This is a genomic window from Caulobacter sp. Root487D2Y (genome assembly GCF_001427165.1).
In the GTDB taxonomy this organism is placed as follows: domain Bacteria; phylum Pseudomonadota; class Alphaproteobacteria; order Caulobacterales; family Caulobacteraceae; genus Caulobacter.
This window is the reverse complement of the sequence record NZ_LMFD01000010.1, coordinates 799,785-819,679: the sequence shown is the minus strand read 5'-3', so window position 1 is coordinate 819,679 and position 19,895 is coordinate 799,785. Positions and strand designations below refer to the sequence as shown.

The following is a 19,895-nucleotide window of genomic DNA, read 5'->3' as shown; positions in this document are numbered from 1 at the left end:
TTCAAGGCAGGAAATCCGTCCGGGGCAGGAGAGAGCCTGTGGTGGGACTGGGGACACGCACCCATCCCACGGCCGATGCAAGCCAGGCATGAGCCGTGGGATGGGTGCGTGTCCCCAATCAGGCCCCGACGCTCAGCTTGGCGAAGACGCGGGTGGCCTCGGCGATCAGGGCGCGGCGGCGTTCGCTGTCGACGCCGTGCGCGGCCTCGGCCTGCGCGACGTCGGCGTCGCAGTGCGGGCAGGTGGTCTCGTGGGGCCAGATGTAGCCGGCGCAGGCCCGGCAGGGCTTGAGGCTGGGCGGCAGGGCGCCGCCAGCCGCCGAGCGTTCGCGGACCGCCACGTGCACGGCGGCCGGATCGCGTTCGGGCAGGGGCGTGACCTCGGCTCCGGGGATGGCCTCGGTGATCAGCGCGAACTCGCCGACCGCGAAGCTTTCGGGCGGCGCGTCCTTGATCTTGACCACCCGCTCGCGCAGGCCGTGCTTGGCCAGGTCCAGGGCGCGATAATGGCAGTAGGGATTGTTGCCGCGCTTGCCCAGCAGCGATTCCGAGGTCCAGGTGCAGCCGGCCCGGCAGACGTCGGCGTAGTAGCAGGTGCGGCAATAGCCCCACAGCTCCTCGACGTCGCGCACCCGCCCGAAGCTCATCTTCTCGCTGTGCCGCCAGATGTCGGCCACGCTCATGTCGCGGACGTTGCCGGCAGAATAGAGCGAGGTGGCCAGGGACGGGCAGCCCTTGATCGTGCCGTCGGCCTCGATGCCGATGCCGGTCTGGCCGGCCGAGCAGCCGTTCCAGTGGTCGGTGTCGTCGCCGAACCCGCGCCAGATGTGCTCGTAGGGGCCGAAATAGCCGATGTTGTTGCCCACCACCATCAACAGGCCCCGCGCCTCGCCCTCGCGGTACAGCCGGGCCAGCAGGGGCATGACCTCCAGCAGCTGGTAGGGCTGCATCAGCAGTTCGGGATTGTCGACGGCGTTGCCCATGGCCACCGTCAGCTGGATCTGCCAGTGGGTGGCGCCCGCCTCGATGATGCGGTCCATCAGCTCGGGCAGATGCTGGGCGGTCTCGGCCCCGATCTGGGTGTTGACCGACACGGCCATGCCCCGGGCCTTGGCGCGCTTGAGCGCGTCGATCGCCTGGTCGTAGGAGCCGGGGACGCCGCGCACCCGGTCGTGCAGGTCGGGCAGGCCGTCGATGGACACGCCCACGCCCTGCAGGCCCGCCTCGGCGGCCTCGTCCAGGCGCTTGTCGGTCAGGTTGCGGGCCCCGGTCTGGATGCCGGTGCGGATGCCGTGGTCGCGGCTGCGGCGGATCAGCTCGATCCAGTCGCGGCGCAGATAGGCCTCGCCGCCGATCAGGGTCAGCTCGCGCGTGCCCAATTCCGCCAGGTGGTCGATCAGCTCCAGCGCCTCGACGGTGGTCAGCTCGTCCGACCGGGGGCGGCCGGCCCGCGAGCCGCAGTGCTGGCATTTGAGATTGCAGGCCAGGGTGACTTCCCAGACCACGTGGACCGGCACCAGCTCGGTGTAGTCGCGCTCCACCCGGTAGCGGACGGGCTTGCCGGCGGGCGGCGGCGCGCCAGGAGCCGCGGAGCCAGGAGCCACGGAAAGTGTGTCCGTCATCGCGTCGGTCCTTCGAGCGGTCGGTTCGGAAACAAAGACGGGACGCGCGGCCGTCACGGCCCCGCGTCCCGGAGGAGGAGCAATGGCGTCAGCGGCCTTCGAGCTTGGCGATGCCGTCGGTGATGGCTTGTCCGTAGAGAATGACGATGGCCATGGTCATGACCTTCCATTGGCGATGAGACGGGTCGGCAAGCGGCTCAGGACTTGGCGCGGCCTTTTTCGAGCTTGGCGATCTCCACCTTCAGCAGGGCCAGCAGGGTGGGGATGTCGCCGTACTCCTTCAGGTGGGCCTCGGCGGCGGCCTCGGCTTCCTTCAGGCGGGACAGTTCGCCCGAGGCGATCGCGTCGGTCACGGCGACGCCGTAGGGTTTGATGCTCATGGTGTTTCCTCCGTGCCTCCCGGGTCCGGGGGCTGTTGTGGTCGGGTCGATCGCGGGCGGTCAGCGCTTCAGCTTGGCGATCTCGACCTTGAGTTGGGCCAGCAGGGCGCCGATGTCGCCGTATTCTTCGAGGTGGGCCTCGGCCAGGGACTGCAGCTTGCGCAGCTGGTCCAGGTCGCCGCCGGCGATGGCGTCGGTGATGGCGGAGGCGTAGAGCGGTCTCGGCGTCATGGGGGAACTCCAGGATGTTTGGGGCGCGCCGAATGCGGGCGGCAGGCGTCGTCTCCCGACGCGGGGCGTCGTGACCCGGATCCCACCCCAGACTTCGTTCGGCGGACGGATTGAAGCGATAGACGAGCACTGACGATGTCTCGCCACGGCCGATCACGCCGTTGGCGGCGGAGGAAGATCGCGATCCCTCCTCCTGACCGGGACGTTCGGGGAAAGGTCCGGGTTTGTCAACTCATGAGTGTGTGGAGATTTTATGATAGCATAGCGTTCATATCGTCGGCCGGGGCGGGAACCGTTATGAACACGATCGAGAGCGGGCCGGGCGTGGACCGGGAGGCCGCGCGGCGGCTAGTCCTGGCGCTGGACCGGACGGACGCGCCGATCGACGATGCCGCGCTGGACGCGGTTCTGGACCTGCGGATCGCGACGGTCGAAGGGAGGCTCGACACCCTGGGCCTGCTGGACCGCCACGGCGTGCAGCGCTTCAGCCAGGGCGACCTGGCCTATGAGGTGGTGCGGGCCTTCTATCGCGCGTTGGGCCCTGAGGTCGAGGCTCGCCCCGGCCTGCGGCTGCTGGACCTGGGCAGCGGCTACGGGCGGTTCGGCCTCTACGGCGTCCTGCGCCACGACCTGACCGCCCATGGGCTGGAGCTGGTCCCCGAGCGGGCGGCGGAAGCCGCGCGCGCGGCCCGGGCCCTGGGCCTGGCCCGGCTGACCTTCGCGGCGGGCGACCTGCTGACGGCCGCGTGGCCGGCCGCCGACGTCTATTGCATGATGAACGCCGTGCTGCCCGGCCTGCTGCCGCCCGTCCTGGCGCGGTTGGAGCAAGAGGCCCGGCGGCGGCGGATCGTCATCGCCTCGGTCTCGACCAGCAACCGGGCCTTCGCCCGGGCCGCCTGGCTGCGCGGCTTGCCGGTCGCCGCCGAGGGCCTGGCGGGCCGCGAGCTGGGGCTCTGGGAGTCGGTCTAGCACCAATCGGCATTCAGCGTGCCGGGCGAAAACCTCGTCCTTCGACAGGCTCGGGATGAGGTTTTTCCAACGCCTCGACCTATCAATGGTCCTCGTCCTGAGCCTGTCGAAGGACGAGGACCAAGCATCCGAGCGTGAAACTCGGTGCGGCCTAGACCGGCGCCGCCTGGCCCGTGGCCACCGGCACGTCCTCGCGGCCGCCCCATTCGGTCCAGGAGCCGTCATAGACCGCCGCCCGGGGCTTGCCGAGGCGGGCCAGGGCCAGGGAGACCACGGCCGCCGTGATGCCCGAGCCGCAGGTGGTGGTGATCGGCTTGTCGATGTCGACCCCGGCCGCCGCGAACACCGCGGTCAGCTTGTCGGCCGACAGCAGGGTTCCGTCGGGGGCCAGCAGGGCCGACAGCGGCACGTTGCGCGAACCGGGGATGTGGCCGCCGCGCAGGCCGGCGCGGGGCTCGGGATCCTGGCCGGTGAAGCGGCCGGCGGAACGGGCGTCGATCACCTGCTCGCGCCCGGTCTCCAGGTTGCGCTTCATCTGGTCGATCGAGCGGACGATGTCGGCCTGGAAGCGCGGGGTGAAGTGGCGCTCCTGCGGGGCGACGGGCAGGTCCTCGACCGGCCGGCCCTCGGCGATCCACTTGGGCAGGCCGCCGTCCAGCACCACCACGTCCTCGTGGCCCATGGCCCGGAACTCCCACCAGACCCGAGCGGCCGGCAGGATGCCGCTGGTGTCGTAGACGACGATCCGCGAGCCGTCGCCCAGGCCCAGCTTCTTGACCCGCGAGGCGAACTTGATCGGACTGGGCAGCATGTGCGGCAGGTCCGAGGTCTCGTCGGCGATCTCGTCGATGTCGAAAAACACCGCGCCGGGAATGTGGGCCAGGTCGTATTCGGCCCGCGGGTCGCGCTTGGCGGCGGGCATGTGCCACGAGCCGTCGACGATGCGGACGTCCGGCGCGTCGAGGTGATCGGCCAGCCAGGCGGTCGAGACGAGCGGATCGGCAGGGGTCATGACAAAAGCCTTTCGGGGTCTGACTCGCCCCTTCTAGAAGGCGGGCAAGATCACGCGATCGGCGTTGTGGGGCAAGCCATCCTACGGTTTGAAAAACCCTTAGGGGTGAGCCTCGGTGAGGCTGTGCTCCTGAGCCTCCTGCTCGATCTTGTCCTGAACGCGCTGGATGACCTCGAGCTTCTTGACGTTCTTGCCCGGACAGGCGTGCGTCGTCTTCGGGTCCTCGCGATGCAGGCGCATGGTGTTGGGGTCCAGGCCCAGCACGGCCGAGAGGGTCGCCATGGCGGCCACGACATTGTCGCGCACCTTGGCCCCGCGGCCGGTGTCGAACGCGTCCTTGTCGAAGTCGCCCAGCATCTCGACGCCCAGGGCCACGCTGTTCCAGCTGGGCGAATGGACGCCCGACACGGTCAGGGGCGTGAACACCCAGATCTGCTTGTCATCGACGAACAGGTGCGGGCCCGCGCTCCATTTCTGACTGTCGCGGTAGTAGGCCTCGAGATTGGCGATGTGTTGCTGGGTCAGGCCCTGCGGGCGCTGGTCCAGGGACGGCACGCCGGTATTGTGGAGCACGATGAAGTTGGGCCGCCAGGTCGACCACTTCAAACTCGCGCAATAGGTTTCGAAAGCCTCGGGCGTGAAGCTCTTGCCGACAATACCCTTCCAAGCCATCAGGCCCTCCCGGTGCGACTTCGAGTCGATCCTGCACCGGGCGGTTGAATTCTGCAACTTTTCGGTCAGTGACGGCGCGACGCCCTCATGCCGAGCTTGGCCTTACATCCAGGGCGGGGTCGGCAGACCCTTCTCGGCCAGGAAGGCGGGGTTGAACAGCTTGCTCTGGTAGCGCGAGCCGTGGTCGCAGAGGATGGTCACGATGGTGTGGCCGGGGCCCATGGCCTTGGCCATGCGCACGGCGCCGGCCACGTTGACGCCGGTCGAGCCGCCCAGGCACAGGCCCTCGTGCCGCACCAGGTCGAAGACCTGCTCCAGCATCTCCTCGTCGCTGATCCGGAACGGAAGGTCGACGGCCAGGCCTTCGAGGTTGGCGGTGATCCGGCCCTGGCCGATGCCCTCGCTTATCGAGGTCCCCTCCGACTTCAGCTCGCCGTCGGCGTACCAGCTGTACAGCGCCGCGCCGTGCGGGTCGGCCAGGCCGATCTTCACCGACGGTTTGCGGGCCCGCAGGGCGGCGGCGACGCCGGCCAGGGTGCCGCCCGAGCCGATCGCGCAGATGAAGCCGTCGACCCCGCCGTCGGTCTGCTCGAAGATCTCCGGCCCGGTGGTCTCGAAATGGGCCTGGCGGTTGGCGACGTTGTCGAACTGGTTGGCCCAGATCGCGCCGTTGGGCTCGGTCCTGGCCAGTTCCTCGGCCAGGCGGCCCGAATAACGGACATAGTTGTCGGGGTTGGAATAGGGGACGGCGTCCACCTCGACCAGCTCGGCGCCGAGCAGGCGGATGGCGTCCTTCTTCTCCTGGCTCTGGGTGCGCGGGATGACGATGGTGGTCTTGTAGCCGAGGGCCGAGGCGACCATGGCCAGGCCGATGCCGGTATTGCCGGCCGTGCCCTCGACGATCCGGCCGCCGGGCCGCAGCAAACCTCGCGCCTCGGCGTCGCGGATGATGCCCAGGGCCGCGCGGTCCTTGACCGACTGGCCGGGGTTCATGAACTCGGCCTTGCCGAGAATCTCGCAGCCGGTGGCGTCGCTGGCGCGGTTGAGGCGGATCAGCGGCGTGTCGCCGATAGCATCCAGGACACTGGTCTTTACGGTCATCTGCTCATTCCGGCCGCGCGGGAGGTCGGGATGGTAGATCGTGATGCGCGGCTCACAAGCAAGGCCAGTTTTCCTGAAGGCGTCGCCCGCGGTTTCAGGGTTTGCGAAGGCGGGCTTCAGTCGATCCGCTGGGTGATGATCACGTTCAGCAGGGCCAGGTTGCCGTTGACGGTGGCCGCCGCGCACCAGGCGCCGTGCAGGCCTTCCACCTCGACCAGGTGGTTTTCGATGGCGTCGACCATGATGCCCTCGGCCACGGGGAAGGACGCCTCTCCCAGCAGCTGTTCCTCCTCCAGCTCGCGGCACCAGGCGGCGACCGCGTCGGTCGGCGCCTGCGCCTCGAACTGGGTGATGTAGGTGCCGCCGTGGAAATCCAGGACCAGGGTGTAGAGGTTCATCGGGCCGACCTCGGTTACGCGTTCGCACAGCTTGCGCACACCAGAGGTCGGGACGCGCGCTTCCGTTTGCTAGGGCGTGACAGCCGAAAGTGGATGCCGGTTTCGGCGCCTGTCACGCTCTACGTGTTTGAGCTAGAGCCTTACAGGCTCTAGGGGACGGCTCCGCTAAACCCGGGAAAGCCCCAGCTGGATCACATTGGTGCGTTCGGTCCGGAAGCCGGCCTCGCAATAGCTGAGATAGAACCGCCACAGCCGCCGGAACCGCTCGTCGAAGCCCTGGCCCTTGATGTCGTCCCAGGCGGCCTCGAACCGGGCGGCCCATTCGGCCAGGGTGTCGGCGTAGTTCTGGCCAAAGCGCGTGACGTCGGTCCAGGCAAGGCCGGCGGCGTCGGTCTCCTGGCGCAGGCGGGCCTCGCTGGGCAGCATGCCGCCCGGGAAGACGTAGCGCTGGATGAAGTCGGTGTGGGTGCGATAGCGGGCGAACAGCTCGTCGCGGATGGTGATGATCTGCAGGCCGGCCCGGCCGCCGGGCGACAGCACCTGGCGGATCTTGCCGAAATAGGTCGGCCAGTATTCCTCGCCCACCGCCTCGAACATCTCGATCGAGGCGACGCTGTCGAACTGGCCCTGCACGTCGCGATAGTCGACCAGCCGGATGTCGGCCTTCTCGGCCAGGCCCTGGTCGAACAGGCGCTGCCTGGCGAAGTCGTGCTGGGCCTGGGAGATGGTGATGCCGGTCACCTTGGCGCCGACCTCCTTGGCCGCGAACTCGGCGAAGCCGCCCCAGCCGCAGCCGATCTCCAGCACGTGCTGGCCTGGCTTGAGGGCGATCGACTGGGCCAGGGCCGCGTACTTGGCGCGCTGGGCCTGGTCCAGCGGCTGGCTGGGCGCTTCGTACAGGGCCGAGGAATAGGTCATGCTGGGGTCGAGCCAGCGCGCATAGAAGCTGTTGCCCAGGTCGTAGTGGGCGTGGATGTTCTTGCGCGACCCCTGCCGGTCGTTGCGATGGAACAGGTGATAGAGCTTGTTGATCGTGTGCATGAGCGGGTTGCCGCGCACCAGGGCGGTCAGCCGGTCGAAGTTCAGCGAGAAGGCCTCCAGCACCGCCGACAGGTCGGGCGTGTCCCACTCGCCGGCCATGTAGCCCTCGGCGAAGCCAATGCCGCCGGACGCCAGGGCCCGGCGGATGAATCGATAGTCGTGGACGCGGATCACGGCCTCCGGACCCGGCGCCTTGCCGACGATCCGCAGCGCCTTGCCCGAGGGCAGGACGAAGGTCAGGTTTCCCGCCGTCCAATTCTCCACGGCGAGGCGGAGGGCGGTGCGGAAGGCGGCCGGAGCGCGACGCAGTTCCGGATCGCGGGCCGTGGCCAGCCAGGTCGAAGGCAGGATATCGGTCATCGACGGTCCATCCCTAACGCGAGAACGAAAGTAAGAACTCTCGGAACCGACCTGTAAATGGGGGGGACCACCCAGCCGTGCGAGAGACCTAGTCTCCCCTAAGGCTGCGATAGGCCTCAAGCGCGCGTTCGCGCGCCGCCGAATGCCCCACGATCGGTTCCGCATAGATACGCTTGGCGGCCGCGCTTGGTTGCGGTGAAGCTTTCCAGGGCTCATGGATCAGGGCGTCGGGCAGGTCGGCCAACTCCGGAACCCAGCGGCGGACATAGGCGCCGGCGGGGTCGAACTTCTGGCCTTGGGCGATCGGGTTGAAGATCCTGAAATAGGGCGCGGCGTCGGCCCCGCAGCCCGCGACCCACTGCCAGTTGCCGGCGTTGTTGGCGAGATCCGCGTCGACCAGGGTGTCCCAGAACCAGGCCTCGCCCTCGCGCCAGTCGATCAGCAGGTGCTTGACCAGGAACGAGGCCACGATCATCCGGACACGGTTGTGCATGAACCCGGTCGCCCACAGCTCGCGCATCCCGGCGTCGACGATCGGATAGCCGGTCTCGCCGCGGCTCCAGGTCTGGAAGGCGGCGTCGTCGCGAATCCAGGGAAAGCGGTCGAACTCCGGCCGGAAATTCGCCTTCGGCAGGTCGGGGTCGTGGAACAGGATCGAATGGTTGAACTCCCGCCAGCCGATCTCGGACAGGAACTTATCGACCTGACCCTTGGGCGCGTCGCCGGCCTCGGCGGCGGTGCGGGCCGCGACCCACACCTGGCGCGGGCCGATCTCGCCGAAATGAAGATGCGGCGACAGGCGCGATGTCGCCTCGACCCCGGGCAGGTCGCGCTGGCGGTCATGGGCCTGGACTGGTCCCGACAGGAAATGGTCCAACCGCGCGCGGGCGCCGGCCTCGCCGGGCGTCCACAGGTCGAAGCCCTCGGACCAGTCGGGCTTGGTCGGATGCAGGCCCCAGTCCTCCAGCGACTCGGCGCGCGGCCAGGACTCCGGCGCGGTCAGGCGCTCGGGCGCCGGCTCGAGGTGGACGTGATGCAGCTGCTCGCGAGCGGCCCGCCAGTAAGGCGTGAAAACCTTGTAGGGCTGGCCCGAACCGTTCTTCACCGTCCAGGGCTCGTTCAGCAGGCCGGCGTTGAAGCTCTCGCAGGCGATCCCGTCGTCCTTCAGCCAAGCCTTGATTTCGCTGTCCCGATCGATCGACGCGGCGTCGTACAGCCGGTTCCAGACCACGGCCGCCGCTCCCGTATGGGCGACGACGTCCTCCATCACCGCGCGGGCCGGTCCGCGCCGCAGGATCAACCGCGAGCCGATCGTCCGCAGGGACCCGTCCAGGGCGGCCAGCGACTTGTCCAGCCACCACGCGGTCGCGCCGCCCATCGGGCGCGCGCCGGGCGTCTGGTCCAGGATGTAGAGCGGGATCACCGGCCGGCCGGTCGCCGCCGCCGCCACGAGGGCGGGATTGTCGGCCAGGCGCAGGTCGTGGCGCAGCCAGACGATGATGGGGCCGTCCTGATCGATCCGCACGTTCACTCCGACGCCCAACCCAATACCTTGCCCCCACCGCCCCCTGTGCCATAACGCCTGACATGTCCAGACGCGTCATCCTCGTCACCGGCGGCGCCGGTTTTATCGGCTCCAACATCGTGGCCAAGCTGTGCGAGGACGACAGCCTCGACGTGGTGGTCTGCGATTGGCTGGGCGAGGCGGCCGAGAACAAGTGGCGCAACCTGGCCAAGTCGCCGATCGCCGACTTCGTGCCGCCCGAGGACCTGTTCGAGTGGCTGGCCGAACGCGGCGAGGAGGTCGAGCTTGTCATCCACATGGGCGCGGTCTCCTCGACCACCGAACCGGACGCCGATCTGATCGTGGAGTCCAACTTCGTGCTGTCGCGCGACCTGTGGCGCTGGTGCGCCCTGCACAAGCGCCGGCTGATCTACGCCTCGTCGGCGGCCACCTATGGCGACGGCCAGCAGGGCTTCGACGGCAAGGACGATCTCGACAGCCTCAAGGCCCTGCGGCCGCTGAACGCCTACGGCTGGTCCAAGGCCTTGTTCGACATCTACGCCGTGCGCGAAGCCGCCCGCGGCCACGCCCCGACCCAGTGGGTGGGACTGAAGTTCTTCAACGTCTACGGCCCCAACGAGGACCACAAGGCCGGCATGAAGTCGGTGGTCTGCCAGATCTGGCCCAAGGTGGCGGCGGGCGAGGGCGTGCGGCTGTTCAAGTCGCATCACCCCGACTACGAGGACGGCGGCCAACTGCGCGACTTCGTCTATGTGCGCGACGTGGCCGACGTGGTCGCCTGGCTGGCCAAGAGCCCGCACGTCAACGGCGTCTACAACCTGGGTTCGGGCAAGGCCCGCTCGTTCAAGGCCCTGGCCGAGGCCACCTTCCGCGCCGTGGGCCGCGAGCCCGACATCGACTATTTCGACATGCCCGAAGTGCTGCGCGGCAAGTACCAGTACTTCACCGAGGCCGACATGAGCCGCCTGCGCGCCGCCGGCTACAACGCGCCGATGACCTCGCTGGAGGACGGCGTGGAGGACTATGTGGCGGGGTTCCTGAACACGGATGATCCGTATCGGTAGCTCCGCCGAACGCCCCCTCCGTCACGATGCGTATTCGCATCGCGCCACCTTCCCCGCGATGCGGGTGAGGAGAAGGTCGGCGCGCCATCGGCGACGCGACGGAGGGGGCGTTCGGGCGTCCGCGAATCTCAGATCCCTGACGCCACGTCACACTTGCCGACCCTTTCCGCCGGCGTAAGCTGATCGCCGATAACTCGCCGGGACAGGCGCAGATCGGGAGTGGAACATGGTCGGCATCGCCGCCTGGGGCGCCTATGCGCCGCGCCTTCGCCTCAGCCGCAAGGCGGTGACCGAGGCCAACGCCTGGGTCGCGCCGAACCTGCGCGCCAAGGCCAAGGGCGAGCGGTCGATGGCCAACTGGGACGAGGACGCCCTGACCATGGCGGTCGAGGCGGCCCGCGACGCCCTGGGCCCGGACGACGACCGCTCGGCCGTCGACGCCGTCTATTTCGCCTCGACCACGGCGCCGTTCGTCGATCGCCAGAACGCCGGGATCGTCGCCGCCGCCCTGACGCTGGAAAAGGCCGTCGCCTCGGCCGACGTCACCGGCTCGCAGCGCTGCGGCCTGACCGCCCTGGGCCAGGCCCTGGCGGCGGTGAAGGGCGGGGCGAGCAAGCGGGCTTTGGTGGCGGCCGGTGAGCACCGGCGGGCCCGCGCGGCGTCCAGCCAGGAGCTCGACAACGGCGACGGCGCGGCGGCCTTCGTGGTCACGGCCGAGGGCGGGGCCGCCGAGTTCCTGGGCCGGGGCAGCGTCACCGACGACTTCGTCGACCACTTTCGCGGGGCCGACAGCGACTTCGACTACGGCTGGGAGGAGCGCTGGATCCGCGACGAGGGCATCGTCAAGCTGGTCCCCCCGGCCATCCGGAAGGCTTTGGAGGATTCCGGCCTAAACGCTTCGGATGTCACGCATTTCTGCTTTCCGTCGACGTTCCCCGGCATGGCCGCCAGCCTGGCCAAGGCGGTCGGGATCGCGCCCGAGGCGGTGCGCGACAACCTGGCCCTGACCCTGGGCGAAGCCGGCTGCGCCCACGGCCCGCTGCTGCTGGCCCATGCGCTGGAGCAGGCCAAGCCCGGCGAGGTCGTCCTGGTCGCCCAGTTCGGCCAGGGGGCCGAGGCGCTGGTGTTCCGGGTCGGGAACGAGGCCGGAAACGCCCGCCCGGCGCGCGGCGTCACCGGCTCCCTGGCCGATCGAAAAGGCGAGGACAACTATCTGAAGTTCCTCACCTTCAATGGCCTGGTCGAATGGGACAAGGGCATGCGGGCCGAGAAGGACAACAAGACGGCCCTGACCACGCTCTACCGGAACCAGGACATGATCCTGGGCCTGGTCGGCGGCCGCTGCCGCGAGACCGGCGTGGTCCAGTTCCCGCGCACCCGCATCTCGGTGGCGCCGAACAATCCCGGCGTCGACACCCAGGAGCCGTACCGCTTCGCCGAGCGCAAGGCGTCGGTCCTCAGCTACTCGGCCGACTACCTGACCTTCTCGATGAGCCCGCCCAACCACTACGGCATGATCGTCTTCGAGGGCGGCGGGCGGATCATGATGGACATCACCGATGTCGAGCCCGGCGAGGTCGACAGCGGCCTGGCGGTCAGGATGGTGTTCCGGATCAAGGACGTCGACGAGAAGCGCGGCTTCGCCCGCTACTTCTGGAAGGCCGCGCCGGACCGGGCGGCGATGGCGGGCGACAGCGCCCTGGCGGCGGAATAGGAGAGAGCGACCATGGCCAAGGGCATCCGCGACAAGGTCGCCATCCTGGGGATGGGCTGCAGCAAGTTCGGCGAGCGTTGGGACGCCGGCCCCGACGACCTGATGGTCGAGGCCTATATCGAGGCCATGGCCGACGCCGGCATCGAGCCCAGCCAGCTGGACGCGGCCTGGTTCTCGACCCATGTCGACGAACTGGGCACGGGCAAGGGCGGCACGCCGCTGTCGATCGCCCTGCGCCTGCCCAACATCGCCGTCACCCGGGTGGAGAACTTCTGCGCCTCGGGCTCGGAAGCCTTCCGGGGCGCGGTCTACGCCGTGGCGGCGGGGGCCGCCGACATCGCCATCGCCGTGGGCGTCGAGAAGCTGAAGGACACCGGCTACGGCGGCCTGCCGGTGGGCAATCCCGGCACGCTGGCGCCGCAGATCATCCCCAACGGCTCGGCCCCCGGCAACTTCGCCCAGCTGGCGTCCGCCTACCGCGCCAAGCACGGCGTCTCGCGCGAGGACCTCAAGCGGGCCATCGCCCATGTCTCGGTCAAGAGCCACGCCAACGGCGCCAAGAACCCCAAGGCCCACCTGCGCAAGGCCGTCACCGAGGAGCAGGTGCTGAACGCCCCGATGATCGCCGAGCCGCTGGGCCTGTTCGACTGCTGCGGCGTGTCGGACGGCGCGGCCGCCGCCATCGTCACCACGCCGGAGATCGCCCGGGCGATGGGCAAGCGGAACCTGACCCTGGTCAAGGCCCTGCAGCTGTCGGTCTCCAACGGCTATGAGAGCCAGTACAACGGTTGGGACGGCAGCTACTTCCACACCGCCCGCATCGCCGCCGGCAAGGCCTATCGCGAGGCCGGCATCGAGCGGCCGCGCGAGCAGATCTCGATGATGGAGGTGCACGACTGCTTCTCGATCACCGAGCTGGTGACCATGGAGGATCTGTTCATCTCGCCCGAGGGGCAGGGCTGGCGCGACGTGCTGGACGGCTTCTACGACGCCGACGGCGGCCTGCCGTGCCAGATCGACGGCGGGCTGAAATGCTTCGGCCACCCGATCGGCGCCTCGGGTCTGCGCATGCTCTACGAGATGTATCTGCAGCTCCAGGGCCGCGCGGGCGAGCGCCAGTTGAAGGACCCGGTGTTCGGCATGACCCACAATCTGGGCGGCGCGCCGGCCAGCAACGTCTGCTCGGTGGCGATCATCGGGCAGGAAGGGGCATAAGGCTTTCCGCTGCGTCTCGCGCCGCGCGCCAGCTTCGTGTAACCAAGGCCCATGGCCGACCGTTTCAAGGGTTTCAAGCGCTGGATCTTCGCGGGGGCGGTGCTGTTCCTGGCGCTGGTCCTGGCGGCGGCCTTCTACTGGCGCTACGACATCCTGCGCACCACGCTGGACCCCAAGATCCCGTTCCAGACCTACGATCCGCCGCCGGCGCCGAACTACGCCAACCCCGGGGCCTGGGCGTTGCTGCCGCCGCACGGCGCGGCCGGCCGGGGATCGGCCGACGTCTTCTTCGTCCATCCCACCAGCTATGACGGCGGACGCGATTGGAACGCGCCCTACGACCAGCCCAAGGCGGCGCGCGACCTGGCCCGGGTGATGCTGCCCAACTACGCCGCGCCGTTCGCGCGGGTCGGGCGCATCTTCGCGCCGCATTATCGCCAGGCCAGCCTCTACACCTTCCTGACGCTGCGCGACGACGCCCGGGACGCCCGACGCTTCGCCTATGACGACGTCCGCGACGCGTTTCGCCACTATCTGACGCACGACAACGGCGGGCGGCCGATCGTGCTGGTCGGGGTGGAGCAGGGCGGCATCCTCGCCGATCGCCTGCTGAAAGAGGAAATCGCGCCGAACGCGGCGCTGAGGAGCCGTCTGGCGGGGGTCTATCTGATCGAGACCGTGGTTCCGGCCGACGCGTTCGGCCCAGGCGCGGTCGTGCCGGCCTGCGCCCGCCGCGACGAAGCCGGCTGCGTGGTCGCCTGGGCCTCGCTGACGGACGGCGACTTCCAGCGCGTCCAGGAGCTGAACAACCGGTCGCTGGTCTGGAACGGCGGCGACGAACTGGTGACCCTGGATGGTCGCACGCCGCTCTGCGTCAACCCGCTGCTGGGGGCCCGCGACGAGACCCGCGCCCCGGCCAGGGCGAACCTGGGGGCTGTAAACGCCACGGGGTTGGAGTGGGACTCGCGGCCGGCCCTGCTCAAGCGCCAGGTCTGGGCCCAGTGCGAGGACGGCCTGCTGCACACCGGCCGCCCCAGGTCCCCGTCGCTGCGCGACAGCGGCTCGTGGACCGACCGCCGCAAGGTCGACGGCTTCAACCTGTTCTGGGCCGACATCGAGGCGGACGCCCTGGCGCGGGTGGCGGCGTTGAAAAAGCGGACCGATCAGACCCCCATTCCGGGAACGCCTCCGCAGAAGGCGGGATGACGGTGAACGCGATCTAGCGAGGCGCTTCCAGCGCCGCCAAGCCAGAATATCCCGGCTGGTCGATGGCGATCTGGTCGATCACGCAGGCCCGCAGATGCGCCAACACCACCGGATCCAACGGCGCCAACCGCCCATCGCCTAGCCGCGCGCAAAGCTCGGCGTTCAGCGTCTTGAAATCGCCCTCTAGGCCCAGCAGGGCGCTCAGCCGCGTCACGGCCGCCGCCTCCGCCGACGGTCCCAGGGCCGCCTCACGCTCCAGCGTCGCGCGGGCGTTGTCGGCGACGCGGGCGATGAAGGCGGCGCGAGCGTCGCCGGCCAAAGTCGCTTCGGGCCCGGTCTCGACGGCAGCCAGGGCCTCACGCAACTCTCCGGCGGTCGGATGGGTGATCATGCGGCCCGCTCCATCAGCAGCGCCAGGTCGATCTCGGTCTCGCTGGCCCGCCGGCCGATCATCGCCCGCTCGATCGAACGGTCCGCGCCCGAGGCGAAGCTCAAGTACATCATCAGGCACATGACGCCCCATTTCAGCGAGCCCAGGGCCTGCCAGAACAGCAGCCGATCCAGCGACACCGGCGCGCCGCCGGCCGCCGCGTGGCCGTCCAGCAGGTCCTGGTAGTCGCCGAACCCGCCGACGGGCTTGCGCCATTGCCCGAAGCGCCAGGAATTGACGCAGATCCAGCCCAGGTCCTCGGCCGGGTCGCCCAGGTGGGCCAGCTCCCAGTCCAGCACCCCGACCAGACCCGCCTCTGGCGAGATCATCAGGTTGCCGTTGCGAAAGTCGCCGTGCACCAGCACCGGCCGCTCCAGCGGCGGGGCGCGACCGGCCAGCCAGCGGAAGGCGGCCTCGAACACCGGCCGCTTCGCGTCCGACTGGCGGTAGACCGCCTCGTAGCGAGCCAGCTCGCTGGCGGCGTCGGAGGTCTCCAGCGGCGGCAGGCCGTCCAGCGGCGTGGCGTGGATCGCCGCCAGCACCTGGCCGCAGCGCCGCGCCAAACCGGGACGGACGCCGGCGAAGGCCTCGTCGCGGACGATGCGCTTGCCCAGGGTCTCGCCCGCCAGCCGCCGCATGACATAGGCCTCGCCCAGGCCGTCGGCGGGTTCGCAGACATGGACGACCTCGGGCACGGGCGCGCCTTGGGGGGAGACCGCGGCGAGCAGGGCGGCTTCGGTGGAAAGCGGCAGGGCGGCGGCGCTCATCGATCCGCCGGGCGGGCGGCGACGCAGGATCAGCGGCGTCCCGTCATCGAGATCGAACGCCCAGGTCTCCTGACTGGCCCCGCCCGACAGCCGCCGGGCGCCGATCGTGGTCGTCGCGCCGGGCGACAGGCGAGGGGCCAGGGCGGAAAGAGCGGTGGAGACATCCATGGTCGCCAGCCTCCTTCGCCTCACCCAGCGTCATTCAAGGGGGATGCCGCTTTCCAGTCGAACAGCTCTTGCAGCGTCCGCACCGCCTGGCCGCGCGGCGAGGTCAGGTCCGGGTCGCGGGCCAGGATCAGCCGGGCGTCGTCGGCGGCCACGGCGATCAGGTCGCGGTGGGCGACCGGATCGGCCAGCCTGTAGGCCGGGAAGCCGCTCTGCTTGAGGCCCAGCGGGTCGCCGCCGCCGCGCAACTCCAGGTCCTTCTCGGCGATCTCGAAGCCGTCGTCGCTGCGGCGCAGGATGTCCAGCCGCTGCTGGGCGGTCTCCGACAGCGGCGGGTCGTAGAGCAGCACGCACGAGCTCTCGCGGGCGCCGCGACCCACTCTCCCGCGAAGCTGGTGAAGTTGCGCCAGGCCGAAGCGGTCGGCGTGCTCGATGACCATGATGCTGGCGTTGGGCACGTTGACCCCGACCTCGACCACGGTGGTGGCGACCAGGACCGAGACCTCGCCGTCGACGAACGCCTGCATGACCGCGTCCTTCTCCGCGGCCGGCATCTGGCCGTGGACCAGGCCGACGCTGGGGCCGATGGCCTGGCGCAAGCTGGCGGCGCGCTGCTCGGCGTCGCGCAGGTCGATCTTCTCGGACTCCGAGACCAGCGGGCAGATCCAGAAGGCCTGGGCCCCGGCCTGGGCGGCGGCCTTCAGCCGGGCGATGATCTCGGGGATGCGCGGAGTCGGCGCGGCGCGGGTGGCGACCGGCGTGCGGCCTGGCGGCTTCTCGTCGATCCGCGAGACGTCCAGGTCGCCGAACACCGTCAGCTCCAGGGTGCGCGGGATCGGCGTGGCCGACATGGCGACCAGATGCGCGCCGTCTCCCTTTTCCTGCAGGCGCTTGCGCTCGTTGACCCCGAAGCGGTGCTGCTCGTCGATGATCGTCAGGCCCAGGGCCTGGAACGCGACGTCGTCCTGGAACAGGGCGTGGGTGCCCACCGCCACGGCGGCCGAGCCGTCGGCCAGCTTGGCCAGTTTCGACGCCCGGGCCGAGCCCTTGTCGCGGCCGGTCAGCAGGATCACCGCCAACCCGTGCGCCTCCAGCGGCGGGGCCAGGGTCTCGTAGTGCTGGCGGGCCAGGATCTCGGTCGGGGCCATCAGGGCCGACTGCAGGCCGCTGGAGGCCGCGTCGGCCATGGCCAGCATGGCCACCACGGTCTTGCCCGAGCCGACGTCGCCCTGCAGCAGCCGGCCCATCCGTTCGCCGCTGGCCATGTCGCCGCGCACTTCGGACAGGGCGCGGATCTGGGCGCCGGTCAGCTTGAAGGGCAGGGCCTTCTCGACCGCGTCCGACAGCGGGCCGGCGACGATGCGGGGGGCCGGGTGGGCGCGCTTGCCGGCCTTGCGCTGAGCCAGGGCCAGCTGGTGGGCCAGCAGTTCGTCATAGCCCAGGCGCCGGCGGGCCAGAGACATCGGCGACAGGTCGATCTCGGCCTGCGGATTGTGCAGCAGCGCCAGGGCCTCGCGCCAGGCCGGAAAGCCGCTCTTGGCCAGCCAGGCCGGGTCCTGCCACTCCGGCAGGCCAGCGGCGCGCTCGAGGGCCTCCTGGGCGAACTTGCGGAAGGTGCGCGAGGGCAGGCCGGCCGTGGCGGGATAGACGGGCTCGACCGGCGGGATCTCGCCGGCCTTGTCGGCGTCGAGCAGGTAGTCGGGATGGGCGATCTGGATCTCGCTGCCGTAGCGCTCGACCTTGCCGCTGACCGCCCGCTTGGCGCCGACGGGGTGCTGGCGCTCCAGGTGCGGGCCATGGCCCTTGAACCAGGTCAGGGTGACGAAGCCGTGCTCGTCCCAGGCGCGGATCCGCCAGGGCTGGCCCGCGCGCTGCGGCGGCAGGTGGGCGTCGATGGTCACCAGGAAGGTCTGGACCTGGCCGTCGACCGCGCGGTCCGAGGTGGTGGCCGTGCGGCGGATCAGGCTGGTCGGCGGCGTGAACAGCACGTCGCGGACGATCGGCCCCGCCAGGCGCTCGACCAACGGCGCGACACGCGGCCCCACGCCCTTCAGCGTGGAGACCGGCGTGAACAGCGGAAAGAGAATCTCGGGGCGCATGCTGACGCCACCATAGCGAAGCCTGCGTCAGTTGTGGACGCCGGGACCGTTCTCTTTTCGTGCTGGATTTTCGGGAGGAAGCTCGACCGTAAGAGGTCGAGCGGATCCCGGGGCGACGCTTCTGTCGGCCGGGAAACCGAAAGGGCCTAGTCGCCCTTGTTCATGACCGGCCGCACGGCCGCCACGATGTCCTGCAGCTCGTCCGAGCGCGAGGCGCCCGAGACGTTCAGGCGGGTGTAGAGGTGTTCGGCCTTGTGCTTCAGAGCGGCCTCGGAGAAGCGGGCGCCGGCTCCGTGCAGATTGTTGGCCTCGCCCGCGTAGATGATGGTTCCGTGCGCGTCGACGAACACGAAATTGCCAGCGATCGTCGTCCGAGGATCGCGATCCTCGGCCAGCTTGTAACGGTAGACGGCGCCCGATGCGCCTTGCAGATCGATATAGGGTTTCACTGGGACCTCGCCTCAATGCACACGGCGTCGGCGGCGAGGAGGTGAGGGGCGCCGGAGGCCAAATTATGACCTAAGGCCGCTCACCTTGCTGAGGAATCGCCGCGTGCGATCTTCCTTAGGCGATCCCAGCACGGCGGCGGAAGGGCCTTGTTCAATTATAACGCCGTCATCCATGAACAGCGTCCGATCGGCCACATCGCGCGCGAACTCCATTTGGTGGGTCACGATGACCATCGTGCGCTTCTCGGCGGCCAGGTCGCGGATCACCGTCAGCACCTCGCCGACCAGTTCCGGGTCCAGCGCCGAGGTCGGTTCGTCGAACAGAATGACCTCCGGATCCATGGCCAGGGCGCGGGCGATGGCGCAGCGCTGCTGCTGGCCGCCGGACAGTTCGCGCGGATAGGCGTCGACCCGATGGGCCAGGCCCACCTTGGTCAGCATGGCCCGAGCCTTGTCGTAGGCCAGGGGCGGCTTTTCGCCGCGCACCACGATCAGGCCCTCGGCGACGTTCTGCAGGGCGGTGCGGTGCGGGAAGAGGTTGAAGCTCTGGAACACGAAGCCGACCCGGCCCTTCAGGGCGCGGGCCAGGGGCGGCTTGGCGCCGGCCGTGACGCCGGCCACGGTCAGGGTCCCGCCGTCGATCAGCTCCAGCCCCGCCAGACAGCGCAGCAGGGTGCTCTTGCCCGAGCCGCTGGGGCCGATGACCGCGACCACCTCGCCGGGCGCGACGGTCAGGTCCACGCCGTTCACCACGGCGGTGTCGCCGAAGCGCTTGATCAGGCCCTTGGCGTCGATCGCGCTCATCGGCGGCCCTCCGCCTGGCGTTCCAGCCGGGTCTGGCCCAGGGCCAGGACGCTGGAGAGGATCCAGTAGAGGGCGGCGGCCGCCAGATACATCGCGAAGATCTCGTAGGTGCGGGCGGTGATCAGCTGGGCCTGGCGGAACAGCTCGGGCACCTGGATCGTCGCGGCCAGGGAGGTGTCCTTGACCAGGCTGATGAAGCTGTTGGAAAGGGGCGCGACGGCGGTGCGGGCGGCCTGGGGCAGGATCACCCGGCGCAGGGCCTGGCCGCGGCTCATGCCCAGCACGCTGGCGGCCTCCCACTGGCCCTTGTCGACGGCGGCGATGGCGCTGCGCAGGATCTCGCCGGCATAGGCCCCGATATTGATCGAAAAGCCGATCCCGGCCGCCAGCAACGGCGGCAGCTGGATGCCCAGCTGCGGCAGGCCGTAATAGATCAGGAACAACTGCACCAGCAGCGGCGTGCCGCGGATCGCCGAGACATAGACCGCCGCCGGCCAACGCAGCAGCCGCGTGCGCGACAGCCGCATCAGGGCCAGGCCGAAGCCGATCACCAGTCCCACGCCCATGCCGATCAGGCTGAGCAGCACGGTGTAGCCGGCGCCTTTCAGCAGCAGCGGGGCGGATTGGGCGACGAGGTCGAGGGCGGGGCTCATGCCCTGCCTCCACTCGGAA

Annotated in this window: 20 protein-coding genes; 5 read left to right on the top strand and 15 right to left on the bottom strand. The window is 69.7% G+C overall.

What is annotated here, in order from left to right:
- Window positions 1–118 precede the first annotated feature (118 nt).
- The 3 genes from ASD38_RS13635 to ASD38_RS23415 all read right to left on the bottom strand — a co-directional run bounded on the left by ASD38_RS13635 (window position 119) and on the right by ASD38_RS23415 (window position 2,232).
- A complete protein-coding gene (locus ASD38_RS13635; RefSeq protein WP_056461438.1) occupies window positions 119–1,603 on the bottom strand; it encodes a GDL motif peptide-associated radical SAM/SPASM maturase in 1,485 nt (494 codons plus the stop codon).
- 215 nt (window positions 1,604–1,818) lie between these two features.
- The gene (locus tag ASD38_RS13630) at window positions 1,819–2,001 is read right to left on the bottom strand and encodes a DUF1843 domain-containing protein (RefSeq protein ID WP_056444290.1); all 183 of its coding nucleotides are present in this window, start codon (window positions 1,999–2,001) and stop codon (window positions 1,819–1,821) included.
- 60 nt (window positions 2,002–2,061) lie between these two features.
- Window positions 2,062–2,232, bottom strand: coding sequence for a DUF1843 domain-containing protein (locus ASD38_RS23415; protein WP_082554832.1), 171 nt, complete (start codon window positions 2,230–2,232; stop codon window positions 2,062–2,064).
- Window positions 2,233–2,529: 297 nt separating this feature from the next.
- Between ASD38_RS23415 and ASD38_RS13625 the strand changes: the two genes are divergently transcribed.
- Entirely contained in the window at window positions 2,530–3,201 is a 672-nt protein-coding gene (locus ASD38_RS13625) for a hypothetical protein (RefSeq protein ID WP_056460621.1), read from the top strand.
- A gap of 151 nt (window positions 3,202–3,352) precedes the next feature.
- Here the strand turns inward: ASD38_RS13625 and sseA are convergent, their stop codons facing one another.
- The 6 genes from sseA to ASD38_RS13595 form a co-directional block, all read right to left on the bottom strand.
- Window positions 3,353–4,213: a 3-mercaptopyruvate sulfurtransferase gene (gene sseA / locus ASD38_RS13620; protein WP_056460618.1), complete on the bottom strand. Its 861-nt coding sequence runs from the start codon at window positions 4,211–4,213 to the stop codon at window positions 3,353–3,355.
- A gap of 99 nt (window positions 4,214–4,312) precedes the next feature.
- A complete protein-coding gene (locus tag ASD38_RS13615) occupies window positions 4,313–4,885 on the bottom strand; it encodes a peptidoglycan recognition protein family protein (protein WP_056460615.1) in 573 nt (190 codons plus the stop codon).
- A 102-nt stretch (window positions 4,886–4,987) separates the two neighbouring features.
- On the bottom strand, window positions 4,988–5,986 hold the full coding sequence (locus ASD38_RS13610; protein WP_056444277.1) for a cysteine synthase A: 999 nt from the start codon (window positions 5,984–5,986) through the stop codon (window positions 4,988–4,990).
- 116 nt (window positions 5,987–6,102) lie between these two features.
- Window positions 6,103–6,384 carry a hypothetical protein gene (locus ASD38_RS13605; protein ID WP_056461435.1) on the bottom strand — a complete coding sequence of 94 codons (282 nt, stop codon included), beginning with the start codon at window positions 6,382–6,384 and terminating at the stop codon, window positions 6,103–6,105.
- Window positions 6,385–6,549: 165 nt separating this feature from the next.
- Window positions 6,550–7,785, bottom strand: a complete 1,236-nt coding sequence (locus tag ASD38_RS13600; RefSeq protein ID WP_056460612.1) for an SAM-dependent methyltransferase — start codon at window positions 7,783–7,785, stop codon at window positions 6,550–6,552.
- A gap of 88 nt (window positions 7,786–7,873) precedes the next feature.
- Window positions 7,874–9,310, bottom strand: coding sequence for a cryptochrome/photolyase family protein (locus ASD38_RS13595; protein ID WP_082560765.1), 1,437 nt, complete (start codon window positions 9,308–9,310; stop codon window positions 7,874–7,876).
- Between the two features lie 62 nt (window positions 9,311–9,372).
- On the opposite strand from ASD38_RS13595, the gene rfaD reads away from it, so the two are divergent.
- The 4 genes from rfaD to ASD38_RS13575 all read left to right on the top strand — a co-directional run bounded on the left by rfaD (window position 9,373) and on the right by ASD38_RS13575 (window position 14,509).
- The gene (rfaD, locus tag ASD38_RS13590; RefSeq protein WP_056460606.1) at window positions 9,373–10,374 is read left to right on the top strand and encodes an ADP-glyceromanno-heptose 6-epimerase; all 1,002 of its coding nucleotides are present in this window, start codon (window positions 9,373–9,375) and stop codon (window positions 10,372–10,374) included.
- Window positions 10,375–10,600: 226 nt separating this feature from the next.
- A complete protein-coding gene (locus ASD38_RS13585) occupies window positions 10,601–12,088 on the top strand; it encodes a hydroxymethylglutaryl-CoA synthase family protein (RefSeq protein WP_056460603.1) in 1,488 nt (495 codons plus the stop codon).
- A gap of 12 nt (window positions 12,089–12,100) precedes the next feature.
- The gene (locus ASD38_RS13580) at window positions 12,101–13,303 is read left to right on the top strand and encodes an acetyl-CoA acetyltransferase (RefSeq protein ID WP_056444258.1); all 1,203 of its coding nucleotides are present in this window, start codon (window positions 12,101–12,103) and stop codon (window positions 13,301–13,303) included.
- A gap of 51 nt (window positions 13,304–13,354) precedes the next feature.
- Window positions 13,355–14,509, top strand: coding sequence for a DUF3089 domain-containing protein (locus tag ASD38_RS13575; protein ID WP_056460600.1), 1,155 nt, complete (start codon window positions 13,355–13,357; stop codon window positions 14,507–14,509).
- Window positions 14,510–14,522: 13 nt separating this feature from the next.
- Here ASD38_RS13575 and ASD38_RS13570 read toward each other — a convergent pair whose 3' ends face one another.
- From ASD38_RS13570 to tcyL, 6 genes are all read right to left on the bottom strand, one after another.
- Entirely contained in the window at window positions 14,523–14,900 is a 378-nt protein-coding gene (locus ASD38_RS13570) for a DUF6285 domain-containing protein (protein WP_056460598.1), read from the bottom strand.
- Complete coding sequence (locus ASD38_RS13565; RefSeq protein ID WP_056460596.1) at window positions 14,897–15,874, bottom strand: phosphotransferase family protein; 978 nt, start codon at window positions 15,872–15,874, stop codon at window positions 14,897–14,899. The genes ASD38_RS13570 and ASD38_RS13565 overlap by 4 nt, the downstream gene beginning before the upstream one ends.
- A 20-nt stretch (window positions 15,875–15,894) precedes the next feature.
- On the bottom strand, window positions 15,895–17,970 hold the full coding sequence (gene recG, locus ASD38_RS13560) for an ATP-dependent DNA helicase RecG (RefSeq protein ID WP_056460593.1): 2,076 nt from the start codon (window positions 17,968–17,970) through the stop codon (window positions 15,895–15,897).
- A gap of 146 nt (window positions 17,971–18,116) precedes the next feature.
- On the bottom strand, window positions 18,117–18,419 hold the full coding sequence (locus ASD38_RS13555) for a hypothetical protein (protein WP_056444247.1): 303 nt from the start codon (window positions 18,417–18,419) through the stop codon (window positions 18,117–18,119).
- 63 nt (window positions 18,420–18,482) lie between these two features.
- On the bottom strand, window positions 18,483–19,223 hold the full coding sequence (locus tag ASD38_RS13550) for an amino acid ABC transporter ATP-binding protein (RefSeq protein WP_056444244.1): 741 nt from the start codon (window positions 19,221–19,223) through the stop codon (window positions 18,483–18,485).
- The gene (gene tcyL / locus ASD38_RS13545) at window positions 19,220–19,876 is read right to left on the bottom strand and encodes a cystine ABC transporter permease (protein WP_056444241.1); all 657 of its coding nucleotides are present in this window, start codon (window positions 19,874–19,876) and stop codon (window positions 19,220–19,222) included. The genes ASD38_RS13550 and tcyL overlap by 4 nt, the downstream gene beginning before the upstream one ends.
- Window positions 19,877–19,895: the final 19 nt, after the last annotated feature.

What these genes read in the sequence shown, in the direction of transcription:
- ASD38_RS13630 (WP_056444290.1), bottom strand. Translation starts at nt 2,001, where the DNA reads ATGAGCATCAAACCCTACGGCGTCGCCGTGACCGACGCGATCGCCTCG.
- ASD38_RS23415 (WP_082554832.1), bottom strand. Translation starts at nt 2,232, where the DNA reads ATGACGCCGAGACCGCTCTACGCCTCCGCCATCACCGACGCCATCGCC.
- ASD38_RS13625 (WP_056460621.1), top strand. Translation starts at nt 2,530, where the DNA reads ATGAACACGATCGAGAGCGGGCCGGGCGTGGACCGGGAGGCCGCGCGG.
- sseA (WP_056460618.1), bottom strand. Translation starts at nt 4,213, where the DNA reads ATGACCCCTGCCGATCCGCTCGTCTCGACCGCCTGGCTGGCCGATCAC.
- ASD38_RS13615 (WP_056460615.1), bottom strand. Translation starts at nt 4,885, where the DNA reads ATGGCTTGGAAGGGTATTGTCGGCAAGAGCTTCACGCCCGAGGCTTTC.
- ASD38_RS13610 (WP_056444277.1), bottom strand. Translation starts at nt 5,986, where the DNA reads ATGACCGTAAAGACCAGTGTCCTGGATGCTATCGGCGACACGCCGCTG.
- ASD38_RS13605 (WP_056461435.1), bottom strand. Translation starts at nt 6,384, where the DNA reads ATGAACCTCTACACCCTGGTCCTGGATTTCCACGGCGGCACCTACATC.
- ASD38_RS13600 (WP_056460612.1), bottom strand. Translation starts at nt 7,785, where the DNA reads ATGACCGATATCCTGCCTTCGACCTGGCTGGCCACGGCCCGCGATCCG.
- rfaD (WP_056460606.1), top strand. Translation starts at nt 9,373, where the DNA reads ATGTCCAGACGCGTCATCCTCGTCACCGGCGGCGCCGGTTTTATCGGC.
- ASD38_RS13585 (WP_056460603.1), top strand. Translation starts at nt 10,601, where the DNA reads ATGGTCGGCATCGCCGCCTGGGGCGCCTATGCGCCGCGCCTTCGCCTC.
- ASD38_RS13580 (WP_056444258.1), top strand. Translation starts at nt 12,101, where the DNA reads ATGGCCAAGGGCATCCGCGACAAGGTCGCCATCCTGGGGATGGGCTGC.
- ASD38_RS13575 (WP_056460600.1), top strand. Translation starts at nt 13,355, where the DNA reads ATGGCCGACCGTTTCAAGGGTTTCAAGCGCTGGATCTTCGCGGGGGCG.
- ASD38_RS13570 (WP_056460598.1), bottom strand. Translation starts at nt 14,900, where the DNA reads ATGATCACCCATCCGACCGCCGGAGAGTTGCGTGAGGCCCTGGCTGCC.
- ASD38_RS13565 (WP_056460596.1), bottom strand. Translation starts at nt 15,874, where the DNA reads ATGGATGTCTCCACCGCTCTTTCCGCCCTGGCCCCTCGCCTGTCGCCC.
- recG (WP_056460593.1), bottom strand. Translation starts at nt 17,970, where the DNA reads ATGCGCCCCGAGATTCTCTTTCCGCTGTTCACGCCGGTCTCCACGCTG.
- ASD38_RS13550 (WP_056444244.1), bottom strand. Translation starts at nt 19,223, where the DNA reads ATGAGCGCGATCGACGCCAAGGGCCTGATCAAGCGCTTCGGCGACACC.
- tcyL (WP_056444241.1), bottom strand. Translation starts at nt 19,876, where the DNA reads ATGAGCCCCGCCCTCGACCTCGTCGCCCAATCCGCCCCGCTGCTGCTG.